This is a genomic window from Streptomyces sp. NPDC025721, from assembly GCF_055558595.1.
Genome location: NZ_JBVHMF010000002.1, coordinates 391,217 through 411,073, shown reverse-complemented (window position 1 = coordinate 411,073; position 19,857 = coordinate 391,217). Strand labels below are relative to the sequence as shown.

Below are 19,857 nucleotides of genomic sequence, written 5' to 3'. Positions count from 1 at the left end.
CTGCGGTGCTGCGGTTCGAGCGGGTGGTGCGAGGTGCGGGGGGAGGTGACGCACCGTCAGCCGACGTCTGGGTGACGCGCCGTCAGCCACCGTCTTCGGTACGGCGTTTGCGCCGTACGACGGTGAAGACGACCGCCGCCGCGGCGAGGACCGCGGCCGAACCGCCGGCCAGCAGGCCGACCGGCGCGCCGTCGTGCGAGCTGTCCGCGGCGGACTCGGTGCGCGGCGCGGCGGGTGCGGTGCTCGGCGCCGGGGACGCCGCCGGGGTGGCGGACGCCGTGGGGTCGGAGCCGATGTCGGGCAGCGCGGGCAGGGCCGCCGCCTTGTCGAGGGCGACGGAGAGGGTGAGCGGGTCCATCGAAGTACCCGCGGTGTAGAGGCCGTTGAACGCCTTGGCGCCCTGCGCCGTCAGCGTGGTCGGGACCTCGGTCAGGGAGATCAGGCCGTTCTTCGGCGCGAGCGCGGCGGGCGCGGCGAAGGTGATGAACGGCTCGCCGTCCGCGTACAGCGTGCCCTTGCCGTCGGTGACCGTGACGCGGACCGCGCTGATCGACAGGTCGAGCCCGTACGTGCCGTCCGCCGCCTTCATCCCGACGAAGCGCACCGTCCCGCCGAACCGGGCGTCCAGCGAGTGGTGCGAGGCGTCGTACGTGCCGCGGCCCGCGCCGAAGCGGAACAGGGCGCCGCCGTCCCGTGCGCCGTCGGCCACCGTCCAGCGGCCCTTGGCGATGTCGCCGGTCACGTACTCGCGGAAGGTACGGCGTACGCCCCAGTCGGCGGCGGCGTCAACGACCGTGCCGGGCACGGCCGTCGAGGTGGCGGTCGGCTTCCCCGACGCCTTGTCGCTCGCGCCGCCGGTCGGGGTCCGCGGCGGGGCGGTGGTCGGCGAGGCGGGTGCGCGCAGGTCGACCGAGAGGCTGACCGGGTCCAGCGGGGTGCCGGTGGTGTAGTAGCCCGCGAAGGCGCGGGCGCCCTGCGAGGTGAGGGTGGCCGGGATGCCGCTGAGGGTGATCTGCGGCCCGGTGACCCCGCGGGTGTTGACGCCGCCGACGGCGAGCGAGGCGAGCGGCACCTGGGCGGTGGTGGTGACCCGACCGGTGTTCTTGTCCTTGCTGCGCATGTCGGCGTAGAGCGTGCCGTGGCCGCCGGAGATCTTGACGGTGGGACGGCTGATGGTGAGGTCGAGTTGATAGGCGCCGCTGGCCTGCCGGTGCCCCAGGAAGTGGACGCCGCCCGCGAAGGCGGCGGTCAGCGCGCCGCTGCCCGGATCGTACGAGCCCCGCGCCGAAGGGAAGCGGAACTGGTTGCTGCCGAAGGTGCCCGCGCCACCGGTCATCGCCCAACTGCCTTTCGCGATGGGCCCGGTGACATAGCTCTGGAACGACGCCTTGATTCCCCAGTCCAGCCGTCCCCCGGCGACCGTACGGCTCGTCGCGGCGTCCGCCCTTGACGCGGGCAGCACCGCGGTCAGCGCGGTCAGCGCGACCGCGCCGAGCAACGCGGTGCTCACGGCCGTGAGCGAGACGGCCCGGCCGCCGGTACGGCGCACGCGGGCATGACGGAACAACGGCATGGACCCCTCCAGGACTGGCAAACTCAGGTAAGGCTAACCTAAGCTAATCACCGACCGGCGGGGAACCCTCCCGCGACGTCGCCGAACGCGCTGGCGCGCGGGCACAGCGGCATCACGACATGACGGCACCACGGCAAGGGACGGGTTGGCAGTGCGAACAGGTTCCGAACGACGTCCCGACCGAGCGGATGCCGAGCCGCATGCCGCGGGCTTCCCGACGACGGCCTCGCAGGCCGGGCGCTCCCTGGACGCCCCGGACGCCGACACTCCGCAACGCGGGCATGCCCAGGCCGACTTGGGCGACCGCACCGCGCCGGAACCCAACCGTCCACCGGCCGCCGGTCCACAGCCGACCGCCGTCCGGGCCGCCCCGGACCTCGCCGCGTCACCAACCCCGCGTTCGTCCCCCGCCGGTTCACCACCGACCGCCGTCCGGGCCGCCCCGGACCTCGCCGCGTCACCAACCCCGCCTTCGTCCCCCGCCGGTTCACCACCGACCGCCGTCCGGGCCGCCCCGGAAGCCGGCGGCTCGGGGCGCGGTCGCTCGCGGCACCGCGCTTCCGTGCGGCGGAACGCGTGCGCCGCGCGGGGTGTGGCCTTCTCGTTGCTCGGCGGGCTGCTGGCGCTCGCGCTCACCGCGTGCGGCGGCTCGGCGGGGAAGGCGGGGCCGTCCGCGAGCGGTTCGGGGGCGACGTCGAGCGCGGGAGCGGACGCCGACCGGATCGAACCGCTGGCCGGTGCGGCGCCCGTGCCCGTACTGCCCGCCACCGTCACCTCGGCGGACGGCCGGAAGGTCACCGTCACCGCCGCCGACCGGATCGTGCCGCTCACCGGCGGGCTGTCCGAGATCGTCTTCACGCTGGGCCTCGGCAAGAACGTCGTCGCGCGCGACATCACGGCGACCTTCGCGCAGGCGGCGAAGCTGCCGGTGGTGACCCGCGCCCACGACGTCTCCGCCGAGGGCGTCCTGTCCCTGCACCCCACCCTCGTCCTCGCCGAGGACACCACGGGCCCGGCCGAGGCGATCCGCCAGATCCGCGACGCGGGCGTCCCGCTCGTCGTCGTCAAGACGGCGACCTCGCTCGACGACGTGGGCCCGCGGATCGATGCCGTGGCCGCCGCGCTCGGCGTGAAGGCCGCGGGTGACACGCTGCGCGCGCGTACGGCGCAACGGATCGACGCCGTCCGCGCGACGATTCCGAGCACGTCCGACAAGCCGCGCGTCGCCTTCCTCTACCTGCGCGGCACCGCGTCGGTCTACCTGATCGGCGGGCGCGGCTCCGGCGCCGACTCCCTCATCGCGGCGGCGGGCGGCGTCGACGCCGGGACCGCCTCCGGCCTCGACAAGGACTTCACCCCCATCACCAGCGAGGCCCTGGTGAAGGCCGCGCCCGACGTCATCCTCGTCATGACCAAGGGGCTCGACTCCGTCGGCGGGGTCAGCGGCCTCGAAAAGGTCCCGGGCGTCGCCCAGACCCCCGCCGGTCTCGACCACCGTGTCGTCGCCATCGACGACGGCACCCTCCTCAACTTCGGCCCCCGCACCGACTCCGTCCTGCGCCGGCTCACCACCGGCATCCACCAAAAGGCCCGGTGACCCGGCCCATGACGACCACGGCCTCCCCGAACGAGGAACACACCGCGCCCGCCGGGACGGACGACGACACCCGGCCGACCACGACTGCGGCTCCCGCTCGGGACGCCGGCCCAGGAGCCCAGGACTCCGTACCGGCGCACGATGACGCGGCGCATACGCGCACGGGGCCCAAGGAAGCGAGCGGCCCCGGGGGGATCGCGGACGACGGGCCGCGGCCGACCGGCCGTCAGGCCAACCGGCGTGGCCGGGCAACCGTGTTGATCGCGGTGCTGGCCGCGGGGCTGGTCGTGCTGAGCGTCGTGTCGGCCGGGATCGGGGCGTACGGGATTCCGGCGGGGGACGTGCTGGCGTCGGTGGCGCACCGCTGCGGCCTCGGGGGCCACCGGCTGGACCGGGTGGCGGAGTCGGTGTTGTGGGACGTACGGCTGCCGCGCATCGTGCTGGCGCTGCTGGTCGGCGGCTCGCTGGGGTGCGCGGGGGCGCTGATGCAGGGCGTGTTCGGGAATCCGCTGGCCGAGCCGGGGGTGATCGGGATCTCGTCCGGCGCCGCGGTGGGCGCCGTCGGGTCGATCGCGCTCGGCCTGACCTTCGCGGGCACCTGGTCGGTGACGGTGTGCGCCTTCGTCGCCGGGCTGCTGACCGTCCTCCTCGTGTACGGCCTGTCCCGGTCCGGCGGCCGGACGGAGGTCGTCACCCTCGTCCTCACCGGCATCGCGGTGAACGCCTTCGCGGGCGCCCTCATCGGCCTGTTCGTCTTCTTCGCGGACAACTCGCAGCTCACCCAGATCACCTTCTGGCAGCTCGGTTCGCTGGCCCAGGCGAGCTGGCCGAAAGTGCTCGCGGTGCTGCCCTGCGCGCTGGCGGGTCTCGCCGTGGCGCCGTTCTTCTCCCGCCGCCTGGACCTGCTGGCGCTCGGCGAACGCCAGGCCAAGCACCTCGGCGTGGACGTCGAACGGATGCGGATCGCGGTGATCCTGATCGTGGCGCTGCTGACGGCGGCGGCCGTCGCGGTCGCGGGGATCGTCGCCTTCGTCGGGCTCGTCGTGCCGCATCTGCTGCGGATGGCCGCGGGGCCGGGACACCGTTTCCTGGTGCCGGGCAGCGCCCTCGGCGGCGCGCTCGTCCTGGTCGCGGCCGACCTCGCCGCCCGTACGCTCGCCTCGCCCGCGGAGCTGCCGCTGGGCGTGCTGACCGCCCTCGTCGGCAGCCCCTTCTTCTTCTGGCTGCTGCGCAGGACCCGCGGCCGGCAGGGGGGTTGGGCATGAGGCCGCTCGCGGTACGACGCCGCGCCCGTACGTCCCTCCCGCCGCCGCCCGCCCCCGGCGACGTCCTGGCCGAGGCCCACGACCTGGTCGTACGGCTCGGCGGGCGCCCCGTGCTCGACGGGGTCGGCGTCGCCGTCCACGCGGGCGAAGTGCTCGCCCTGGTCGGGCCCAACGGCGCGGGCAAGTCCACGCTGCTGGGGGCGCTGGCCGGTGACGTGCCCGCCGACTCCGGTGAGGTGCGGGTCGGCGGCGCGCCCCTCGGCCGCTGGACCGCCCGGCAGCTCGCCCTGCGCCGGGCCGTGCTCCCGCAGTCCTCGCCGCTCGCCTTCCCCTTCACCGCCGACGAGGTCGTACGGATGGGGCGCGCGCCGTGGGCCGGGACCGTCCTCGCCCACGAGGACGAGGCCGCCGTGGCGGCGGCCATGCGCGCCACCGAGGTCACGGGCTTCGCCGAGCGGGCCTATCCCGCGCTCTCGGGCGGCGAGCGGGCCCGCGTCGCGCTCGCGCGGGTGCTCGCCCAACGCGCGCCGCTGCTTCTGCTCGACGAGCCGACCGCCGCCCTTGACCTTCACCACCAGGAGCTCGTCCTGCGCGTCTGCCGCGAGCAGGCCGCTCTCGGGCGCGGGGTCGTCGTCGTCCTCCACGACCTCGGTCTCGCCGCCGCCCATGCCGACCGTGTCGCCGTCCTGTCCTCCGGCCGCGTCACCGCCAACGGTTCGCCTGCGGCGGTGCTCACCGCCGAACGGCTCTCCGCCGTCTACCGCCACCCCGTCGAAGTCCTCCCCCACCCCCGCAGCGGCACCCCCCTGATCCTCCCCCTCCGCTGACCCCCCCACCCACCGGCCCGGTGGTCCGGAGACAACCGAACTGCCCCACCGGGACCGGTGGTGACCCGCAGCAGCATCGTGGCTGAGCGCGCAGTTCCCCGCGCCCCTAAAAGACCGGCTCACCGCCCCGACGAAAGACGGCCCGCCCCGCCAGGGGCGCGAGGAACTGCGCGGCCAGCCCCCACCGGGCCGGTGGTCCGGTGACAACCGAACTGCCCCGCCGGGGCCGGTGGTGACCCGCAGCAGCATCGTGGCCGAGCGCACAGTTCCCCGCGCCCCTAAAGGATCGGCTCACCGCCCGGAGGAGATACGGTGCCCCGTCAGGGGCGCGGGGAACTGCGCGGCCCGCCCCCACCGGCCCGGTGGTCCGGTGACAACCGAACTGCCCCGCCGGGGCCGGTGGTGACCCGCAGCAGCATCGTGGCTAAGCGCGCAGTTCCCCGCGCCCCTAAAAGATCGGCGCGCCGCCCGACGCGAAGGAACCGTACGGGGTTCACGCGCTCGGAGGGGTCCGCCTCCGGGAAAGGCGGGGGGAAAGGGGGGAACCCTTTGGGGTACTTGGTGGTGCGGGACCCCAGCGGGAGGCGCAGAATCGGGGCGTACGTACGAACTCCGGGGGGCCGACCGTCCGCCGGAGGCGGCCCTTCACCACCCCCCGAGGAGCCCTCTTTGCGCACTGCGACACCCCGCCGGTACCTGATGTGTCCACCGGCGCACTTCCGAGTGACGTACTCGATCAACCCGTGGATGGACCCGACGAAGCCGGTGGACCCGGCACTGGCCCTGTTCCAGTGGGAGGACCTGCGCGACAGGTACCGGGCGCTGGGCCACACCGTGGAGCTGCTGGACGCGGTGGAGGACCTGCCGGACATGGTGTTCGCGGCGAACGGCGCGACCGTCGTGGACGGGAAGGTGCTGGGCGCGAGGTTCGCGAACCCCGAGCGCGAGGCCGAGGCCCCGGCGCACCTGGCGTGGTTCAGGAGCAACGGCTTTCCCGATCCGCGCGAGCCGGTGCACATCAACGAGGCGGAGGGCGACTTCGCGGTCACGGCGACATGGATCCTGGCGGGCCAGGGCTTCCGGAGCAGCCCGCTGTCGCACTCGGAGGCGCAGGAGTTCTTCGGCCGTCCGGTGATCGGCCTGGAGCTGACCGACCCGCGCTACTACCACCTGGACACGGCGCTGGCCGTGCTCGACGACGCGCGGGACGAGATCATGTACTACCCCGGCGCCTTCTCCCCCGGCAGCCGCGCCGTGCTGGCCCGGCTCTTCCCCGACGCGCTGCTGGCGACGGCGCAGGACGCCGCCGCGCTCGGCCTCAACGCGGTCAGCGACGGCCGCAACGTCCTGCTGCCGCGTACCGCCACCGGCCTGCTCGGGCCGTTGCGCGACCGGGGCTTCGAGCCGGTCCCGGTGGACATGTCGGAGCTGCACAAGGCCGGCGGCAGCGTGAAGTGCTGCACGATGGAGCTGCGCCCGGCCGTCGGCTGACCGGCGCGCGGCCCGAGCCCGCGCACGCCACGCCGCGGGTCCTCCCGGCCGGGGGCCTCGGCGTGGTGGCGGCTCGGCCGCCGACCAGCTGAACCGCCCGGTCCCGACCGCCCCATGCCGTGCGCCGCCGCGTCATAGGGTGCGGGGATGGACGTTTCGAGCGGGGCACGGCATGACGTGGTGATCGTCGGCGGCGGCCACAACGGGCTGGTCGCCGCCGCCTATCTGGCCCGCGCGGGCCGCCGGGTGCTGCTGCTCGAACGGCTGCCCGCGACGGGCGGCGCGGCCGTGTCGACCCGGGCCTTCGCCGGGGTGGACGCGCGGCTGTCGCGCTACTCCTACCTGGTGAGCCTGCTGCCCGCGCGGATCACCGACGAGCTGGGGCTGCGGTTCGCGGTGCGCCGCCGCCGGATCTCCTCGTACACCCCGCGCGGCACCGGCGGCCTGCTGGTGGACGCGGGCGACGCGGCCCGTACGCGGGAGCAGTTCGCGGCGCTGACCGGCGACGACCGGGACTTCGAGGCGTGGCAGCGGTTCTACGCGATGACCGGGCGGGTCGCGGAGGCGGTGTTCCCGACGCTGACCGAGCCGCTGCCCTCGCGGGCCGCGCTGGAGAGCGCGATCGGTGACTCCGCGGCCTGGGAGGCGCTGTTCGAGCGGCCGCTGGGCGAGACGGTGGAGGCGGCCTTCGCGGACGACCTGGTGCGGGGCGTGGTCCTCACCGACGCGCTGATCGGCACCTTCACGCACGCCCACGACCCGTCGCTGCGGCAGAACCGCTGTTTCCTCTACCACGTGATCGGCGGCGGGACCGGCGACTGGGACGTGCCGGTGGGCGGGATGGGCGCGTTCACCGACGCGCTGGCGGACGCGGCCCGCGCGGCGGGCGCCGAGATCGTCACCGGCGCCGAGGTCACGGGCATCGCGGCGGACGGCGTACGCGCGGAGGTGACGTACGAGCGCGACGGGCGGCAGGTGACGGTCGGGGCGCGTGACGTGCTGGTCAACGCGGCGCCGCACACGCTGGCCGGGCTGCTGGGCGAGGCGGCGCCGGGTCCGGCACCCGAGGGCGCGCAGCTCAAGGTCAACATGCTGCTGCGCAGGCTGCCGCGGCTGCGCGACACCTCGGTGGACCCGCGCGAGGCGTTAGCCGGGACCTTCCACATCGCCGAGGGCTACGAGCAGTTGGCGACCGCGTACGAGCAGGCCGCCGCGGGGCGCCTGCCGGACGCGCCGCCGTCGGAGATCTACTGCCACAGCCTGACCGACCCGTCGATCCTCTCGCCGGAACTGGCCGGGCGGGGCGTCCACACGCTGACCCTGTTCGGACTGCACACGCCCGCGCGGCTGTTCGCGGCGGACCCGGCGGGGGCGAAGGACGCGCTGCTGGAGGCGACACTGGCGCGGCTCGACGCGGTGCTCGCCGAGCCGCTGGCGGACTGCCTGCTGCTGGACGGCGACGGCCAGCCGTGTCTGGAGGCGAAGTCGCCGCTGGACCTGGAGCGCGAGGTGGGCCTGCCCGGCGGCCACATCTTCCACCGCGACCTGTCGTGGCCGTACGCCGCACCGGACGCGGACCAGGTGACGTACGCCACAGGCCGCTGGGGCGTCGGCACCCCGCATGAGAACGTCTTCCTCTGCGGCGCGGGCGCGGCCCGCGGCGGCGGGGTGAGCGGTGTTCCCGGGCACAACGCGGCCATGGCGGTACTGGAGAAGGCACGATGACCACCGACGAACGCGGCATCACCCCTGGCCGGCGTCTGGACCCGCGGCTGATCGACCCCAGGCGGCTCGCCCGCCGCACGGGCGGCCGCAGGCAGTGGCGGCGCGGCGGCACCTGGCACACCCTCGGCGAGGACGGCACGGTGCCCGAGCAGCGCCGCCGCACCGCGGACGTGGTGGTCGACTGCGCGGTGTACGCGGACGGCTCGCGGGTGGCGTCGCTGCCGCCGCGCGAGGCGCTGGCGGAGGCCAGGAAGCACACCGGCGGCTTCGCCTGGATCGGGCTGCACGAGCCGGAGGCGGAGCATCTGACCGAGATCGCCGAGGTGTTCGGGCTGCATCCGCTGGCGGTCGAGGACGCGGTGACCGCGCACCAGCGGCCCAAGCTGGAGCGGTACGGCGACTCGCTGTTCATGGTGGTCAAGACGATCGTCTTCGTCGAGCACGAGAAGCTGACCGCGACCAGCGAGGTGGTCGACACCGGTGAGCTGATGATCTTCCTCGGCGCGGACTTCGTCGTGGTGGTGCGGCACGGCAGCGCGCCGGGGCTGACCCGCGTACGGCACGCCCTCGAAAGCAGCCCGGAGATGCTGGCGCACGGCCCCTCGGCGGTCCTGCACGCCATCGTCGACCAGGTCGTGGACGACTACCTGGACGTCGCCGACGAGGTCGAGCTGGACGTGGACGACCTGGAGGCCGACGTCTTCGCCGACTCGCACCGCGACGACGCCGAGCGGATCTACCAGCTCAAGCGGGAGCTCATCGAGTTCAAGCGGGCCGTGCACCCGATGGCCAGGCCCTTGCAGCGGCTGAGCGAGGAGCCGGACCGGCTCATCGGCGCCGAGGTCGCCCGCTATCTGCGCGACGTCGCCGACCACCTGACCCACGTCCGCGAGCGGCTGGTGGGCTACGGCGAGCTGGTCGACGGTCTGCTGGCGGCCAATCTCAGCCAACTCGCCGTGCAACAGAACGTCGACATGCGGCGGATCAGCGCGGGCGCCGCGATCCTCGCCGTCCCGACGATGATCGCGGGCTTCTACGGCATGAACTTCGACCACATGCCCGAGCTGCGCTGGTCCTTCGGCTACCCGCTGATGGTGGGCGTGATGGCCACGCTGTCCTTCCTGTGCTACCGCGCCTTCCACCGCTACGGCTGGCTGTAGGGCGCTAGCTCCAGGGGTCGCCCCAGGAGGCGTCGCGGGCCGCGCGGTAGGTGTCGCCGTGCCGTTTGCTGACGGTGTCGCGGACCAGGCCGCGGTCGGCGGTGCACAGGTCGAGCAGGACCAGGCCCCTGCGGATCTGCGGGTGGCGCACGACGCGGCCGGGGGCGGGGGCCGCGGGGAACCGCGCGGCGGCCACGTAGCTGAACTTCTCGTCCTCGTAGGGCAGTGAGCCGCCCTTGACCTGCCGGTGCAGCGAGCTGCGCTGGACGCGGGCGGCGAAGTGGCACCAGTCGTCGCCGGTGACCGGGCAGGCCGCGTCGTGCGGGCAGGGCGCGAGGACGGTGAGCCCGGCGGCGAGCAGCCGGTCGCGGGCGGCGATCGTGCGCGCGTACCCCTCGGGGGTGCCGGGCTCGACGACGAGCACCGCCCCGGTGGCCGCCAGCGCGGCCGCGTCGATCAGCGCGGTGCGGTCGGCGGCGGTCAACTCCCCGATCACGTACGAGACGGTGACCAGGTCGGCGGCGGGCAGCGCGGGTCCGCCGCCGAGCGGCGACCGGGTCCAGCGCGCGGCGCGCAGGGCGGGCGACTCGGCGGTGCGCGCCAGTTCACCTCCCAGGTCGAGGGCGGACTGCGACCAGTCGAGGACGGTGGAGGTGTGCGCGCTCGCCGAGGGATCGCCCGGGAACGCGTCGGCCACCGCCCACGTCGCCGCGCCGGTCCCGCCGCCGAGGTCGAGATGGGTCGCGGGCGACCACTGCCCGGCCTGCAAACGGAATGCCTCGAGCGCGGCCCTGACGGCCGCGTACGTGGCGGGCATACGGTAGGCCGCGTAAGCCGCCACCGACGCCGCGTCCCGCAGAATGGGCGCTGACGTCGGCGACTTGCCACGATATGTTTCGATGAGGCGTTCCACCTCGGCGGAAGCCCTGGTGGGGGCCGTGGCGCTCAGTCGCGCCGACAGGGCTGTACGCAGGTCGTCGGGTAGGTGCACAGTGGACACAAGTCCCAAGGGTAAGGGTCGTGCACACCCGTAACGGCCTCCTTACACTCTGTGGCCATTCGATATCCATACTTGTGTTAACTCGGTCATAACAACGGCTCGAATCTGCGTAAACCGCAGCGGAAAGCCCTCGTGTTGGCCTAGCGTTCGCTTTTATCCAGGCGCACTACCCCTTGGGGAAGTGGTAGAGCGCCTCGTCGGTCGCGATGTGCCAGGGGGGTCCATGCGGCGTGTCGAAGCAAACCGGGTTCTACCGGTCATACCCATGAGTGCCGATACGAGACCCGTGCGCGCGAAAGCCGCGCACGCGTTCGGCAGGAGGGCATCGGGTTCCACCGGTGCCCTCGCCGCGCCCGGCCCTTACGGCGGGCACGGCAGGTTCAGTGACAAGGCGCGGTGGTATCTGCCGCTCGCGCTCACCGTCGACGTGCTCGGGATCGCCTTCCCGGTCGCGGCGATCTTCCATGCCACCGGCCAGCCGCACCCGCTGGTCTGCGCCGCCGTGGCGGCGCTCGCCTGGGTCGGTGTCCAGGCGGTCAGGCGGCGTTACGCGGCGGACGTCCTCGGCGAGCACCGCGGCGCCGGGGCGGTGCTCCGGGACTGGCTGATGCTGCTCGGGGTGCTCGCCGTGCTCAGGACCGCCTTCGATCAGGTGGCGGAACCGTCGTACGCGCTGGCCGGGCTGACCGCCGGTCCCGTGCTGACGGCGGCCTGCCGGATGCTCACCCACCACCACCTGATCGCCGCCCGGCGTGAGGCCCACGCCGTGCGCAGGGTGCTGGTCATCGGCGAGCCGAGCTCCGCCGACCATGTGGTGGGCCACCTCGCGGCCCGTACCGAACACGCGTATGTGGTGGTCGGGGTGGTCCCGGTGGGCAACGCCAAGCTGGAGTGCGGGGCCCCGGTCACCGCACGGCTCGGCGCGGTCGCGCCGTCCGGTCTCGCCGAGGACGCGGGCATCGTGCTCGGCGCCGCCCGCGACCACGGGGCGGAGCTGGTCCTGGTGGCGCCGGGACCGCGGCTGTCCGCGGAACGGCTGCGCAGGCTGTCCTGGTCCCTGCACGACGCGGGCCTGCCGCTCGCGGTGCTGCCGGGGCTGATCGATGTGGCCGTGCGCCGGGTGCAGTTGGACGCGCCCGCGGGCCTGGCCATGCTGCACATCGCCCCGCCGTCCAGGCGCGGCGTCCAGCCGGTGCTCAAGTCGGCCCTCGACCGGGTCGGCGCGGGGCTCGGACTCCTGCTGCTCTCCCCGGTCTTCGGCCTGGTGGCGGCGGCGGTCCGGCTGACCTCGCAGGGCCCGGCCTTCCACCGGCAGATCCGGTACGGGCAGGGCTGTGTGCCGTTCACCATGTGGAAATTCCGCACGATGGTGGTCGACGCGGAGCAGCGCAAGCCCGATCTGCACGGGTCGAACGAGAACGACGGCCTGATGTTCAAGATGCGCCGTGACCCCCGGGTCACCCGCGTCGGGCGGCTGCTGCGGCGGCTGTCGCTGGACGAGCTGCCGCAGCTCGTGAACGTGCTGCGCGGCGAGATGTCGATGGTCGGCCCGCGTCCGCCGCTGCCCGACGAGGTGGCGCGGTACAACGAGGTGGAGGTCAGGCGCCTCGCGGTCAAGCCGGGCATCACGGGTCTGTGGCAGGTCAGCGGCAGGTCGGAGCTGTCCTGGGACGAGACCCTCGCGATCGATCTGCGGTACGTCGACAACTGGTCGCTCTCGGGCGACGCGGATGTGATGGCCCGCACCCTGCGGGCCGTGGTCGACGGACGCGGGGCGTACTAGTGAGTCACTGTTCCGGCCACAGACCCGGCGGTCGCCCGCCAGTCCGCGTACACCGCGGCGATCCCGTCCCGCAGCGCGATCTCCGGCCGCCAGCCGAGCGCCTGAAGACGGGACACGTCGAGCAGCTTGCGCGGCGTGCCGTCGGGTTTTGTGGTGTCCCAGCCGATCGTGCCGCGGTAGCCGACGACGTCCCTGACGGTCTCGGCCAGTTCGCGGATGGTCAGGTCCTCGCCGCAGCCGACGTTGACCGGCTCGGCGCCGTCGTAGACCCGCAGCAGCAGCGCGCAGGCCGCCGCGAGGTCGTCCACGTGCAGGAATTCGCGCCGCGGTGTGCCGCTGCCCCACAGGGTCAGTTCGGCCGCGCCGTCCCGCTCGGCCTCGTGGAAGCGGCGGATGAGGGCGGGCAGCACGTGCGAGGTGGCGAGGTCGAAGTTGTCGCCGGGGCCGTAGAGGTTGGTGGGCATCGCGGAGATGTACGAGGCGCCGTACTGCTTGCGGTAGGACTGCACCTGGACGATGCCGGCGATCTTGGCGAGCGCGTACGCCTCGTTGGTCGGCTCCAGCGGGCCGGTGAGCAGCGCGTCCTCGTGGATCGGCTGCGGGGCCAGCTTGGGGTAGATGCACGAGGAGCCGAGGAAGAGCAGGCGGGCGACGCCCGCCTCGTGGGCCCCGGCGACGACGCTGAGCTGGATCCGGAGGTTGTCCTCCAGGAACTGCACGGGGTAGGTCGAGTTGGCCATGATCCCCCCGACCTTGGCCGCCGCGAGCACCACCGCGTCGGGCCGGATGTCGCGCAGATACGCGGCGGTCGCCGCCGCGTCCCGCAGGTCCAGTTCCGCGCGGCCCCGGGTGAGCACCTGGTGGCCGTCGGCGGTGAGGCGGCGGGCCACGGCGGAGCCGACGAGGCCGCGGTGGCCCGCGACGAAGATCCGGGCCGCGTCCGGCAGTAGGTCTGTCATGGAACGGCATTCTGCCAGCACACTTCACCCGATCGGGTGCCAACCCATCTTTACGTACGAAATACAGCACAACCCGACCAGTTGGGGGGACTCACATGGGCAAGACCGCGCTCATCACCGGCGTCACCGGCCAGGACGGCTCGTATCTCGCGGAGCTGCTGCTGTCCAAGGGCTACACCGTGCACGGCCTCGTGCGCCGCTCGTCGACGTTCAACACCGAACGGATCGACCACATCTACCAGGACCCCCAGGAGAAGAACCGCTCCTTCGTGCTGCATCACGCGGACCTCACCGACGGCATCGCGCTGGTGAGCCTGCTGCGTGACCTGCGGCCGGACGAGATCTACAACCTGGGCGCGCAGTCCCATGTGCGGGTCTCCTTCGACGCGCCGCTGTACACCGGGGACGTCACCGGGCTGTCCGCGCTGCGGCTGCTGGAGGCGCTGCGGGCGAGCGGCATCGAGGCGCGGATCTACCAGGCGTCGTCCTCGGAGATGTTCGGCGCCGCCCCGCCGCCGCAGAACGAGCGCACCCCGTTCCACCCGCGCAGCCCGTACGGCTGCGCGAAGGTCTTCGCCTACTGGGCGACGGTGAACTATCGCGAGGCGTACGGGATGTACGCCGTCAACGGCATCCTGTTCAACCACGAGTCCCCGCGCCGCGGTGAGACCTTCGTCACCCGCAAGATCACCCGCGCCATCGCGCGTATCCAGGCCGGCCTCCAGGACCGGCTCTACCTGGGCAATCTGGACGCGGTGCGCGACTGGGGCTACGCGCCGGAGTACGTGGACGCGATGTGGCGGATGCTCCAGCGCGACGAGCCGGAAGACTACGTGGTGGCGACCGGCGAGGCCGCGACCGTACGGCAGTTCCTCGAGGTGGCGTTCGAGCACGCGGGTCTGGACTGGGCCGAGCATGTCCGGTACGACCCGAAATACGAGCGGCCCAGCGAGGTCGACGCGCTCATCGGCGACGCGAGCAAGGCACGGGACCTGCTGGACTGGAAGGCGCAGGTCAGGGTGGCGGAGCTGGCCCGGATCATGGTCGACGCGGACATCCGACAGGTGGCGGACCAGTTGTCGGGGGCCACGATTCGCATCGACAGATGATGTGATGTCACTTTATTCGTCAAAAAGGCAGACCGGGCTAAGCGGAACCCCCTACTCTGCCGTGCATCACGACGGCCGTATCGGCCGTTGCAACACATCAGGGGCCTGGGGGGCAACTCATGCGTAAATTGCCGGTGTTCTCGGCTGCCATATTGCTGGCAGCCGCGACGCTGGGAGTGATGTCGTCGCCATCGGCGACCGCGCTCCAACCACCGGTCGGCATCACCGCCGACAATCTCAGCACGTACCAGACCAACGGGATCGTGTGGGCCATGGCCCAGGCGAACGGCGTGGTCTACACAGGGGGCACCTTCTCCGCGATCCGGCCCGCCGGGTCCGCGGCCGGGACCAACGAGACGTCCGTCGCGAACTTCGCGGCCTTCGACGCCGCGACCGGCGCGCCCACCGGCTGCCAGCTCAACTTCACGGTGGGCTCCAACAACGCCACCGTGCGCGCGCTGGCCGTCTCGCCCGACGGCCAGACGCTCTACGCGGGCGGCTTCTTCGGCGCGGTCAACGGCGTCGGGGTGAGCAGCCTGGCCGCGATCAACCTGGCCACCTGCGCGGTCAGCACGACCTTCCACCCGGCGGCCTCGGGCACGGTGCGCACCATCGCCGCGACCTCGGACGCCGTGTACTTCGGCGGCGACTTCACGTCGGTCGGCGGCCAGTCCCGTGGCAAGTTCGCCGCGGTGAACACCGCGGGCGCCCTGCTGCCGTGGTCGCCCAACGCCGACCTGCCGGGCCGGGCGCTGGCGATCACCCCGGACGGCCAGAACGCCATCATCGGCGGTGACTTCAACTACGTCGGCGGCACCTACTCGCACTCGCTCGCCGTGGTCGACACCACGACCGGCGCGCTGACCAAGGCGTACCCGCCCGGGTTCCTCGACGCGACCTCGGTGACGAAGTCGATCATCGTGGACCCGGCGAGCAACGCTTTCTACACCGCCAACGAGGGCACCGGCGGCGGCGTGTTCGACGGCCGGGTGGCGCTCAGCCTCACCGACTTCAACCAGATCTGGCGGGACACCTGCCTGGGCGCCACGCAGAGCCTGGTGGTCCACGGCACCGTGCTCTACAGCGGCTCGCACGCCCACGACTGCTCCAGCATGGGCGAATTCCCCAACTCGACGCGCAAGCACCTGGTCGCCGAGTCGGTCACCGACCCGCACCTGCTGTCGTGGTACCCCGACACCAACGACGGGATCGGCGAGAAGATCGGCCCGCGCGTGATGGCGATCTCGTCGTCCGGCGGCCACGACTACATGTGGGTCGGCGGCGAGTTCACCACCGTCAACGGCGGCGCGCAGCAGGGCCTGACCCGCTTCGCCGACGGCCCCGACACCGGCGCCCCGACGCTGCCGCAGACCGCGGTGAGCAGCATCGACCCCAGTGCGGTGAAGGTGACCTGGCAGTCGAGCACCGACAACGACGACGGCACGCTGATCTACAACGTGTACCGCAACGGCGCGGCCACCCCCGTCTACACGGTCAGCGGCGACTCCAAGCCCTGGATCCGCCCGCAGATCACGTTCACCGACACCAATGTCACGCCCGGCGTGAAGTACACCTACCGGGTGTCGGCCAGTGACGGCGTCAACACCAGCGCCCAGTCGCCGAACGCGGCGGCCACCGTCCCGGCCACGGCCGAGCCGTACGCCACGCAGGTCCTCGCCGACGGCGCGAATCTGTACTGGCGCTACGACGCCGCCGCCGGTTCGTACAACGCGGACGCCTCCGCGGCCGACGACAGCGGGATCAGCGTCGGCGGCCCGGTGCACGCCGTCTCGCCGGGCGCGGTGCCCGGCTCGAAGGCGTACACCTTCAACGGCTCCACCCAGTGGACGTACAGCGACCGCTCGCACCCCACACCGTCCGCGTACAGCGTCGAGACGTGGTTCAAGACCACCACGACCTCCGGCGGCAAGCTGATCGGCTTCGGGAACCTGGCGACCGAGACCAGCGGCAACTACGACAAGCACGTCTACATGACCGACAGCGGTCAGCTCATCTTCGGCGCCTACACCGGCAGCACTCGCATCGTCTCCACGCCCACCGGCGGCTACAACGACGGCAACTGGCACCAGGTCGTCGCCACGCAGGGGGCGAACGGGATGCGGCTGTACGTGGACGGCGTCCTCAAGGGCAGTGACGCCACCGTCACCACCAGCCAGAACTACGACGGTTTCTGGCGGGTCGGCGGCGACAACCTGAACGGCTGGCCTTCCCAGCCGAAGAGCCAGTTCTTCGCGGGCTCGATCGACGAGGCGGCCGTCTTCCCGACGGTCCTCAGCCCGGCCCAGATCGCGAACCAGTACGCGCTCGGGACCGCCGGGTGACCCGGAAACACCGCTCCGCCACTGCCGCCGCCGTCCTCGTGACGGCGGCGGCGGTGCTGCTCGGCGCCTGCGGCGGCGGGGGTGGCGGAGGCGGTCACGACACGGCGAGGAACGACGCGAAGGCGTCGCCCGGCGTCTCCGCGACGGCCACGGGCGGCACTTCGGGACCGTCCGCGACCACGAGCCCCGACGCCGGTGCCGGTTCGGACGACAGCACCGAGGCGCCGGGGTCCGCGGCCGACGCCCCGAAGGTGCCGGACGCGCAGCTCACCCCGCCCGGCGGCGGGACCTTCAGCAAGCCCCAGAAGTCGTATCTGTCGGGGCGGGTGCCCAAGGGCACCGACCCGGTGGCCGTCCTCGAGGGCGGCCAGGAGATCTGCGACCGGCTGACCCGTACCGCGAAGATCGACAAGGACGCGGCGGCCGGGGCGATCGTCACCGGCGACATCAGCGGGTCCGGCGCGGCGGCGGCCGTCCGCAGCCTCTGCCCCGACCAGCAGCCGGTGATCGACGCCGCCGCGCGGGGCTTCGCCGACGGGACGTTCACGGTGGCGGCGAAGGCCGTCCCCGGCACGTCGGTCGCGCCCGGCACCTACCGCGCGCCGCACCCGTCGACGCACTGCACCTGGCGGGTGACCAGCTCGAACGGCACCCTGTCGGCCGGCAGCGGCGCCCGGATGACAGTCCCCGCCGCCGCGCGCGGCGTCACCTCCAGCGGCTGCTACGTGTGGCTCGCGGGCACGGGGTGAGCGATGCGCCGTGAGCCGCAGGACGAGACCGAGATGAACGGAGGGACCGCATGAGCAAGCTCCCGATCGTGGTGGCGATACCGACCAAGAACGAGGCGGAGAACATCGCCCGTACGGTGTCGTCGGTCATCGACCACGTCGAGGCCGTGGTGGTGGTCGACTCGGCCAGCACCGACGACACCTGCAAGATCGCCGAGGGCCTCGGCGCGGAGATCGTCGAGTACGCGTGGGACGGCAAGTACCCCAAGAAGAAGCAGTGGTGTCTGGACCATGTGCGCACCGAGATCCCCTGGCTGCTCTTCCTCGACGGCGACGAGACGCCGAGCCCCGAGCTGCTGGCCGAGCTGAAGGCCGCCTTCGCGGCCGGGCCGCCGTCGGTGGCCGCCTTCGACATCCCGCTGGGCTACTGGTTCGCGGGGCGGCGGCTGCGGCACGGCTACACCATCGTCAAGCGCGCGCTGCTGGACCGCACGCGCTGCCACTTTCCCGAGGTCGGCGACCTCGAAGCGCCCGGCATGGGCGAGCAGGAGGGCCACTACCAGCCGGTCGCGCCGTCGGCCGCCCGGCTGCGCTCACCGATCGAGCACGAGGATCTCGACCCGGTGCGCACCTGGTTCGACCGGCACAACCGCTACTCCGACTGGGAGGCGTGGCTGGAGCTGAACCCCCGGGTGAAGGAGGAGATCCGGCAGGTCAAGACCCGTCAGGGCCAGCTCTTCCACAAGGCGCCGTTCAAGCCGCTGGTGTCCTTCACCTACGCCTACGTCTACAAGCGCGGCTTCCTCGACGGCCGGGCGGGCTTCGACTACGCGCTCGCCATGAGCTTCTACCGCTGGCAGATCGGCCTCAAGACGCGGGAGGGGCGCAAGCCCTGACCCGCGGTCGGCCGTGACCCGCGGCCGCTGATCGCGCCGCCCGAGGCCGGCCCCGGTCCTCCCGGGGCCGGCCCGCGGACCGCGCTCCGGGACCCGGGGTCCGGAAGCGCACGCGGGGGCGTCACCCGGCGCGGGTGACGCCCCCGTACACCTCCATGAGCGTGTCGACGACGGCGCCGATGGAGAAGCGGTAGCGGATGAGCCGCCAGGCGGCGTCCGACGCCTCCTCGTTGGCGGCCGGGTCGAGCAGTTCCAGGATGGCCTGGCCGACCAGCGGGCCGTTGTCCGCGTCGGGGTCGCTGTCGGTGATCCGCCCCGCGCCCGCCGCCTCGACGTCGGGCGACAGGCCACCGGTCCGGGTCACCACCACGGGCAGGCCGACCGACATCGCCTCCAGGATCGAGACGGCGAACGGCTCGACCACCGACGGCAGCACGTACACATCGGACTTCCTGAGCTGTTCCAGCACCTGCTCGTGGCCGAGCGCGCCGACGCACTCCAGCGAGTCCGCCACGCCCAGCTTCGCCGCCAGCTCCCGCATGGGGCCGGTCAGATCGCCGGTGTCGGGGCCCGCCAGCACGAAGCGCGCGTCCGGGTACTTGGCCAGCACCACGGGCATCGCCGACACGAAGTCCTCGGGGCGCTTGCGCTTCTGCACCCGCGCCAGATAGAGCACGGTCGGCGGGCGGTCGGCCCGCGCGGGCCTGCGGTCCTGCAACGTCACGCCGTTGACCAGCCGGTGGAAGGTGGTCAGCGGAGTGTCGGGCACCACGGCCTGCACACCGTCGCGCTCCATCCGCGTCAGGTGCAAGATCGCGTCCGCCTTGCGCAGCACCCGCTTCATGCCCAGGACGTCGACGGCCTTCGCGAACAGCTTCTCCGTCGGGTCGATCATGCCGTGCGTCTGGATCACCAGCGGCACCCCGGCCTCCAGCGCGACCAGCGCGAACGGCAGCGTGATCAGGTCCCGCATCAGGTGCACATGGACCACGTCCGCCGACTTCACCATCCGGCGCGCCTTCGCCAGCAGCCCCGGCGACGTGATGCCGCTCACCTCGAACGGCAGCACGTGGCGCGCCTGGTGCACGAACGACGGCACGCCCTCCAGCTCCGTCGGCAGCGGGCCCGTGAAGCCGTCGCCCAGCGTCGCGATCCGGGCGTCGACACCCTGGGCCCGCAGGCCCTTGGACAGATTCAGCGCCACCCGTGTCGGGCCGCCGAAGTCGTTCGTCGGCGTATGCAGCGTGACGACATGCAGCACCTTCATATGACTCCCCACCCCTGTTTTTCGGCGCCCCCGCGCCTCGGGTTCACATTATCGACACCGAACCCTCATCGGGGCACTTCCGGCCCCGGACGCCCTGATCCTCCCGGCCGGAGGCCATAGACTCGGCGCGGGGAG

15 protein-coding genes are annotated in these 19,857 nt (G+C 72.8%); 11 read left to right on the top strand and 4 right to left on the bottom strand.

Translation table 11 applies throughout. From position 1 onward, the window contains the following. Positions 1 to 82 precede the first annotated feature (82 nt). On the bottom strand, positions 83 to 1,573 hold the full coding sequence (locus ACZ4EF_RS05800; RefSeq protein WP_467502945.1) for an HtaA domain-containing protein: 1,491 nt from the start codon (positions 1,571 to 1,573) through the stop codon (positions 83 to 85). A 562-nt stretch (positions 1,574 to 2,135) separates the two neighbouring features. Between ACZ4EF_RS05800 and ACZ4EF_RS05795 the strand changes: the two genes are divergently transcribed. The 6 genes from ACZ4EF_RS05795 to corA all read left to right on the top strand — a co-directional run bounded on the left by ACZ4EF_RS05795 (position 2,136) and on the right by corA (position 9,638). Next, positions 2,136 to 3,170 carry a heme/hemin ABC transporter substrate-binding protein gene (locus tag ACZ4EF_RS05795; protein WP_401304064.1) on the top strand — a complete coding sequence of 345 codons (1,035 nt, stop codon included), beginning with the start codon at positions 2,136 to 2,138 and terminating at the stop codon, positions 3,168 to 3,170. An 8-nt stretch (positions 3,171 to 3,178) separates the two neighbouring features. Beyond that, a complete protein-coding gene (locus ACZ4EF_RS05790; protein ID WP_467502943.1) occupies positions 3,179 to 4,435 on the top strand; it encodes a FecCD family ABC transporter permease in 1,257 nt (418 codons plus the stop codon). Then, positions 4,432 to 5,262: a heme ABC transporter ATP-binding protein gene (locus ACZ4EF_RS05785; RefSeq protein WP_355334538.1), complete on the top strand. Its 831-nt coding sequence runs from the start codon at positions 4,432 to 4,434 to the stop codon at positions 5,260 to 5,262. Before ACZ4EF_RS05790 ends, ACZ4EF_RS05785 begins: the two co-directional genes overlap by 4 nt. Before the next feature lie 669 nt (positions 5,263 to 5,931). Beyond that, entirely contained in the window at positions 5,932 to 6,753 is an 822-nt protein-coding gene (gene ddaH / locus ACZ4EF_RS05780) for a dimethylargininase (RefSeq protein ID WP_391043693.1), read from the top strand. Positions 6,754 to 6,900: 147 nt separating this feature from the next. Beyond that, on the top strand, positions 6,901 to 8,478 hold the full coding sequence (locus tag ACZ4EF_RS05775; RefSeq protein WP_467502940.1) for a phytoene desaturase family protein: 1,578 nt from the start codon (positions 6,901 to 6,903) through the stop codon (positions 8,476 to 8,478). Continuing rightward, complete coding sequence (corA, locus tag ACZ4EF_RS05770) at positions 8,475 to 9,638, top strand: magnesium/cobalt transporter CorA (RefSeq protein ID WP_391043687.1); 1,164 nt, start codon at positions 8,475 to 8,477, stop codon at positions 9,636 to 9,638. Before ACZ4EF_RS05775 ends, corA begins: the two co-directional genes overlap by 4 nt. Positions 9,639 to 9,642: 4 nt before the next feature. Here corA and ACZ4EF_RS05765 read toward each other — a convergent pair whose 3' ends face one another. Further along, a complete protein-coding gene (locus tag ACZ4EF_RS05765) occupies positions 9,643 to 10,629 on the bottom strand; it encodes a small ribosomal subunit Rsm22 family protein (RefSeq protein WP_467503075.1) in 987 nt (328 codons plus the stop codon). Positions 10,630 to 10,924: 295 nt separating this feature from the next. Here ACZ4EF_RS05765 and ACZ4EF_RS05760 point away from each other — a divergent pair, with 295 nt between their 5' ends. Continuing rightward, positions 10,925 to 12,421: a sugar transferase gene (locus ACZ4EF_RS05760; RefSeq protein ID WP_391043682.1), complete on the top strand. Its 1,497-nt coding sequence runs from the start codon at positions 10,925 to 10,927 to the stop codon at positions 12,419 to 12,421. Here ACZ4EF_RS05760 and ACZ4EF_RS05755 read toward each other — a convergent pair. Continuing rightward, positions 12,418 to 13,380 carry a GDP-L-fucose synthase family protein gene (locus ACZ4EF_RS05755; RefSeq protein ID WP_355334550.1) on the bottom strand — a complete coding sequence of 321 codons (963 nt, stop codon included), beginning with the start codon at positions 13,378 to 13,380 and terminating at the stop codon, positions 12,418 to 12,420. The genes ACZ4EF_RS05760 and ACZ4EF_RS05755 overlap by 4 nt on opposite strands. A 95-nt stretch (positions 13,381 to 13,475) precedes the next feature. Between ACZ4EF_RS05755 and gmd the strand changes: the two genes are divergently transcribed. The 4 genes from gmd (at position 13,476) to ACZ4EF_RS05735 (ending at position 18,455) form a co-directional block, all read left to right on the top strand. Beyond that, a complete protein-coding gene (gene gmd, locus ACZ4EF_RS05750; protein WP_188285703.1) occupies positions 13,476 to 14,489 on the top strand; it encodes a GDP-mannose 4,6-dehydratase in 1,014 nt (337 codons plus the stop codon). Between the two features lie 119 nt (positions 14,490 to 14,608). Then, positions 14,609 to 16,831: a LamG-like jellyroll fold domain-containing protein gene (locus ACZ4EF_RS05745; protein WP_391043679.1), complete on the top strand. Its 2,223-nt coding sequence runs from the start codon at positions 14,609 to 14,611 to the stop codon at positions 16,829 to 16,831. After that, on the top strand, positions 16,828 to 17,580 hold the full coding sequence (locus tag ACZ4EF_RS05740) for a hypothetical protein (protein ID WP_467502936.1): 753 nt from the start codon (positions 16,828 to 16,830) through the stop codon (positions 17,578 to 17,580). The genes ACZ4EF_RS05745 and ACZ4EF_RS05740 overlap by 4 nt, the downstream gene beginning before the upstream one ends. Before the next feature lie 50 nt (positions 17,581 to 17,630). Continuing rightward, complete coding sequence (locus tag ACZ4EF_RS05735; protein WP_467502935.1) at positions 17,631 to 18,455, top strand: glycosyltransferase family 2 protein; 825 nt, start codon at positions 17,631 to 17,633, stop codon at positions 18,453 to 18,455. Between the two features lie 121 nt (positions 18,456 to 18,576). Here the strand turns inward: ACZ4EF_RS05735 and ACZ4EF_RS05730 are convergent, their stop codons facing one another. After that, complete coding sequence (locus ACZ4EF_RS05730; RefSeq protein WP_467502933.1) at positions 18,577 to 19,722, bottom strand: glycosyltransferase; 1,146 nt, start codon at positions 19,720 to 19,722, stop codon at positions 18,577 to 18,579. Positions 19,723 to 19,857: the final 135 nt, after the last annotated feature.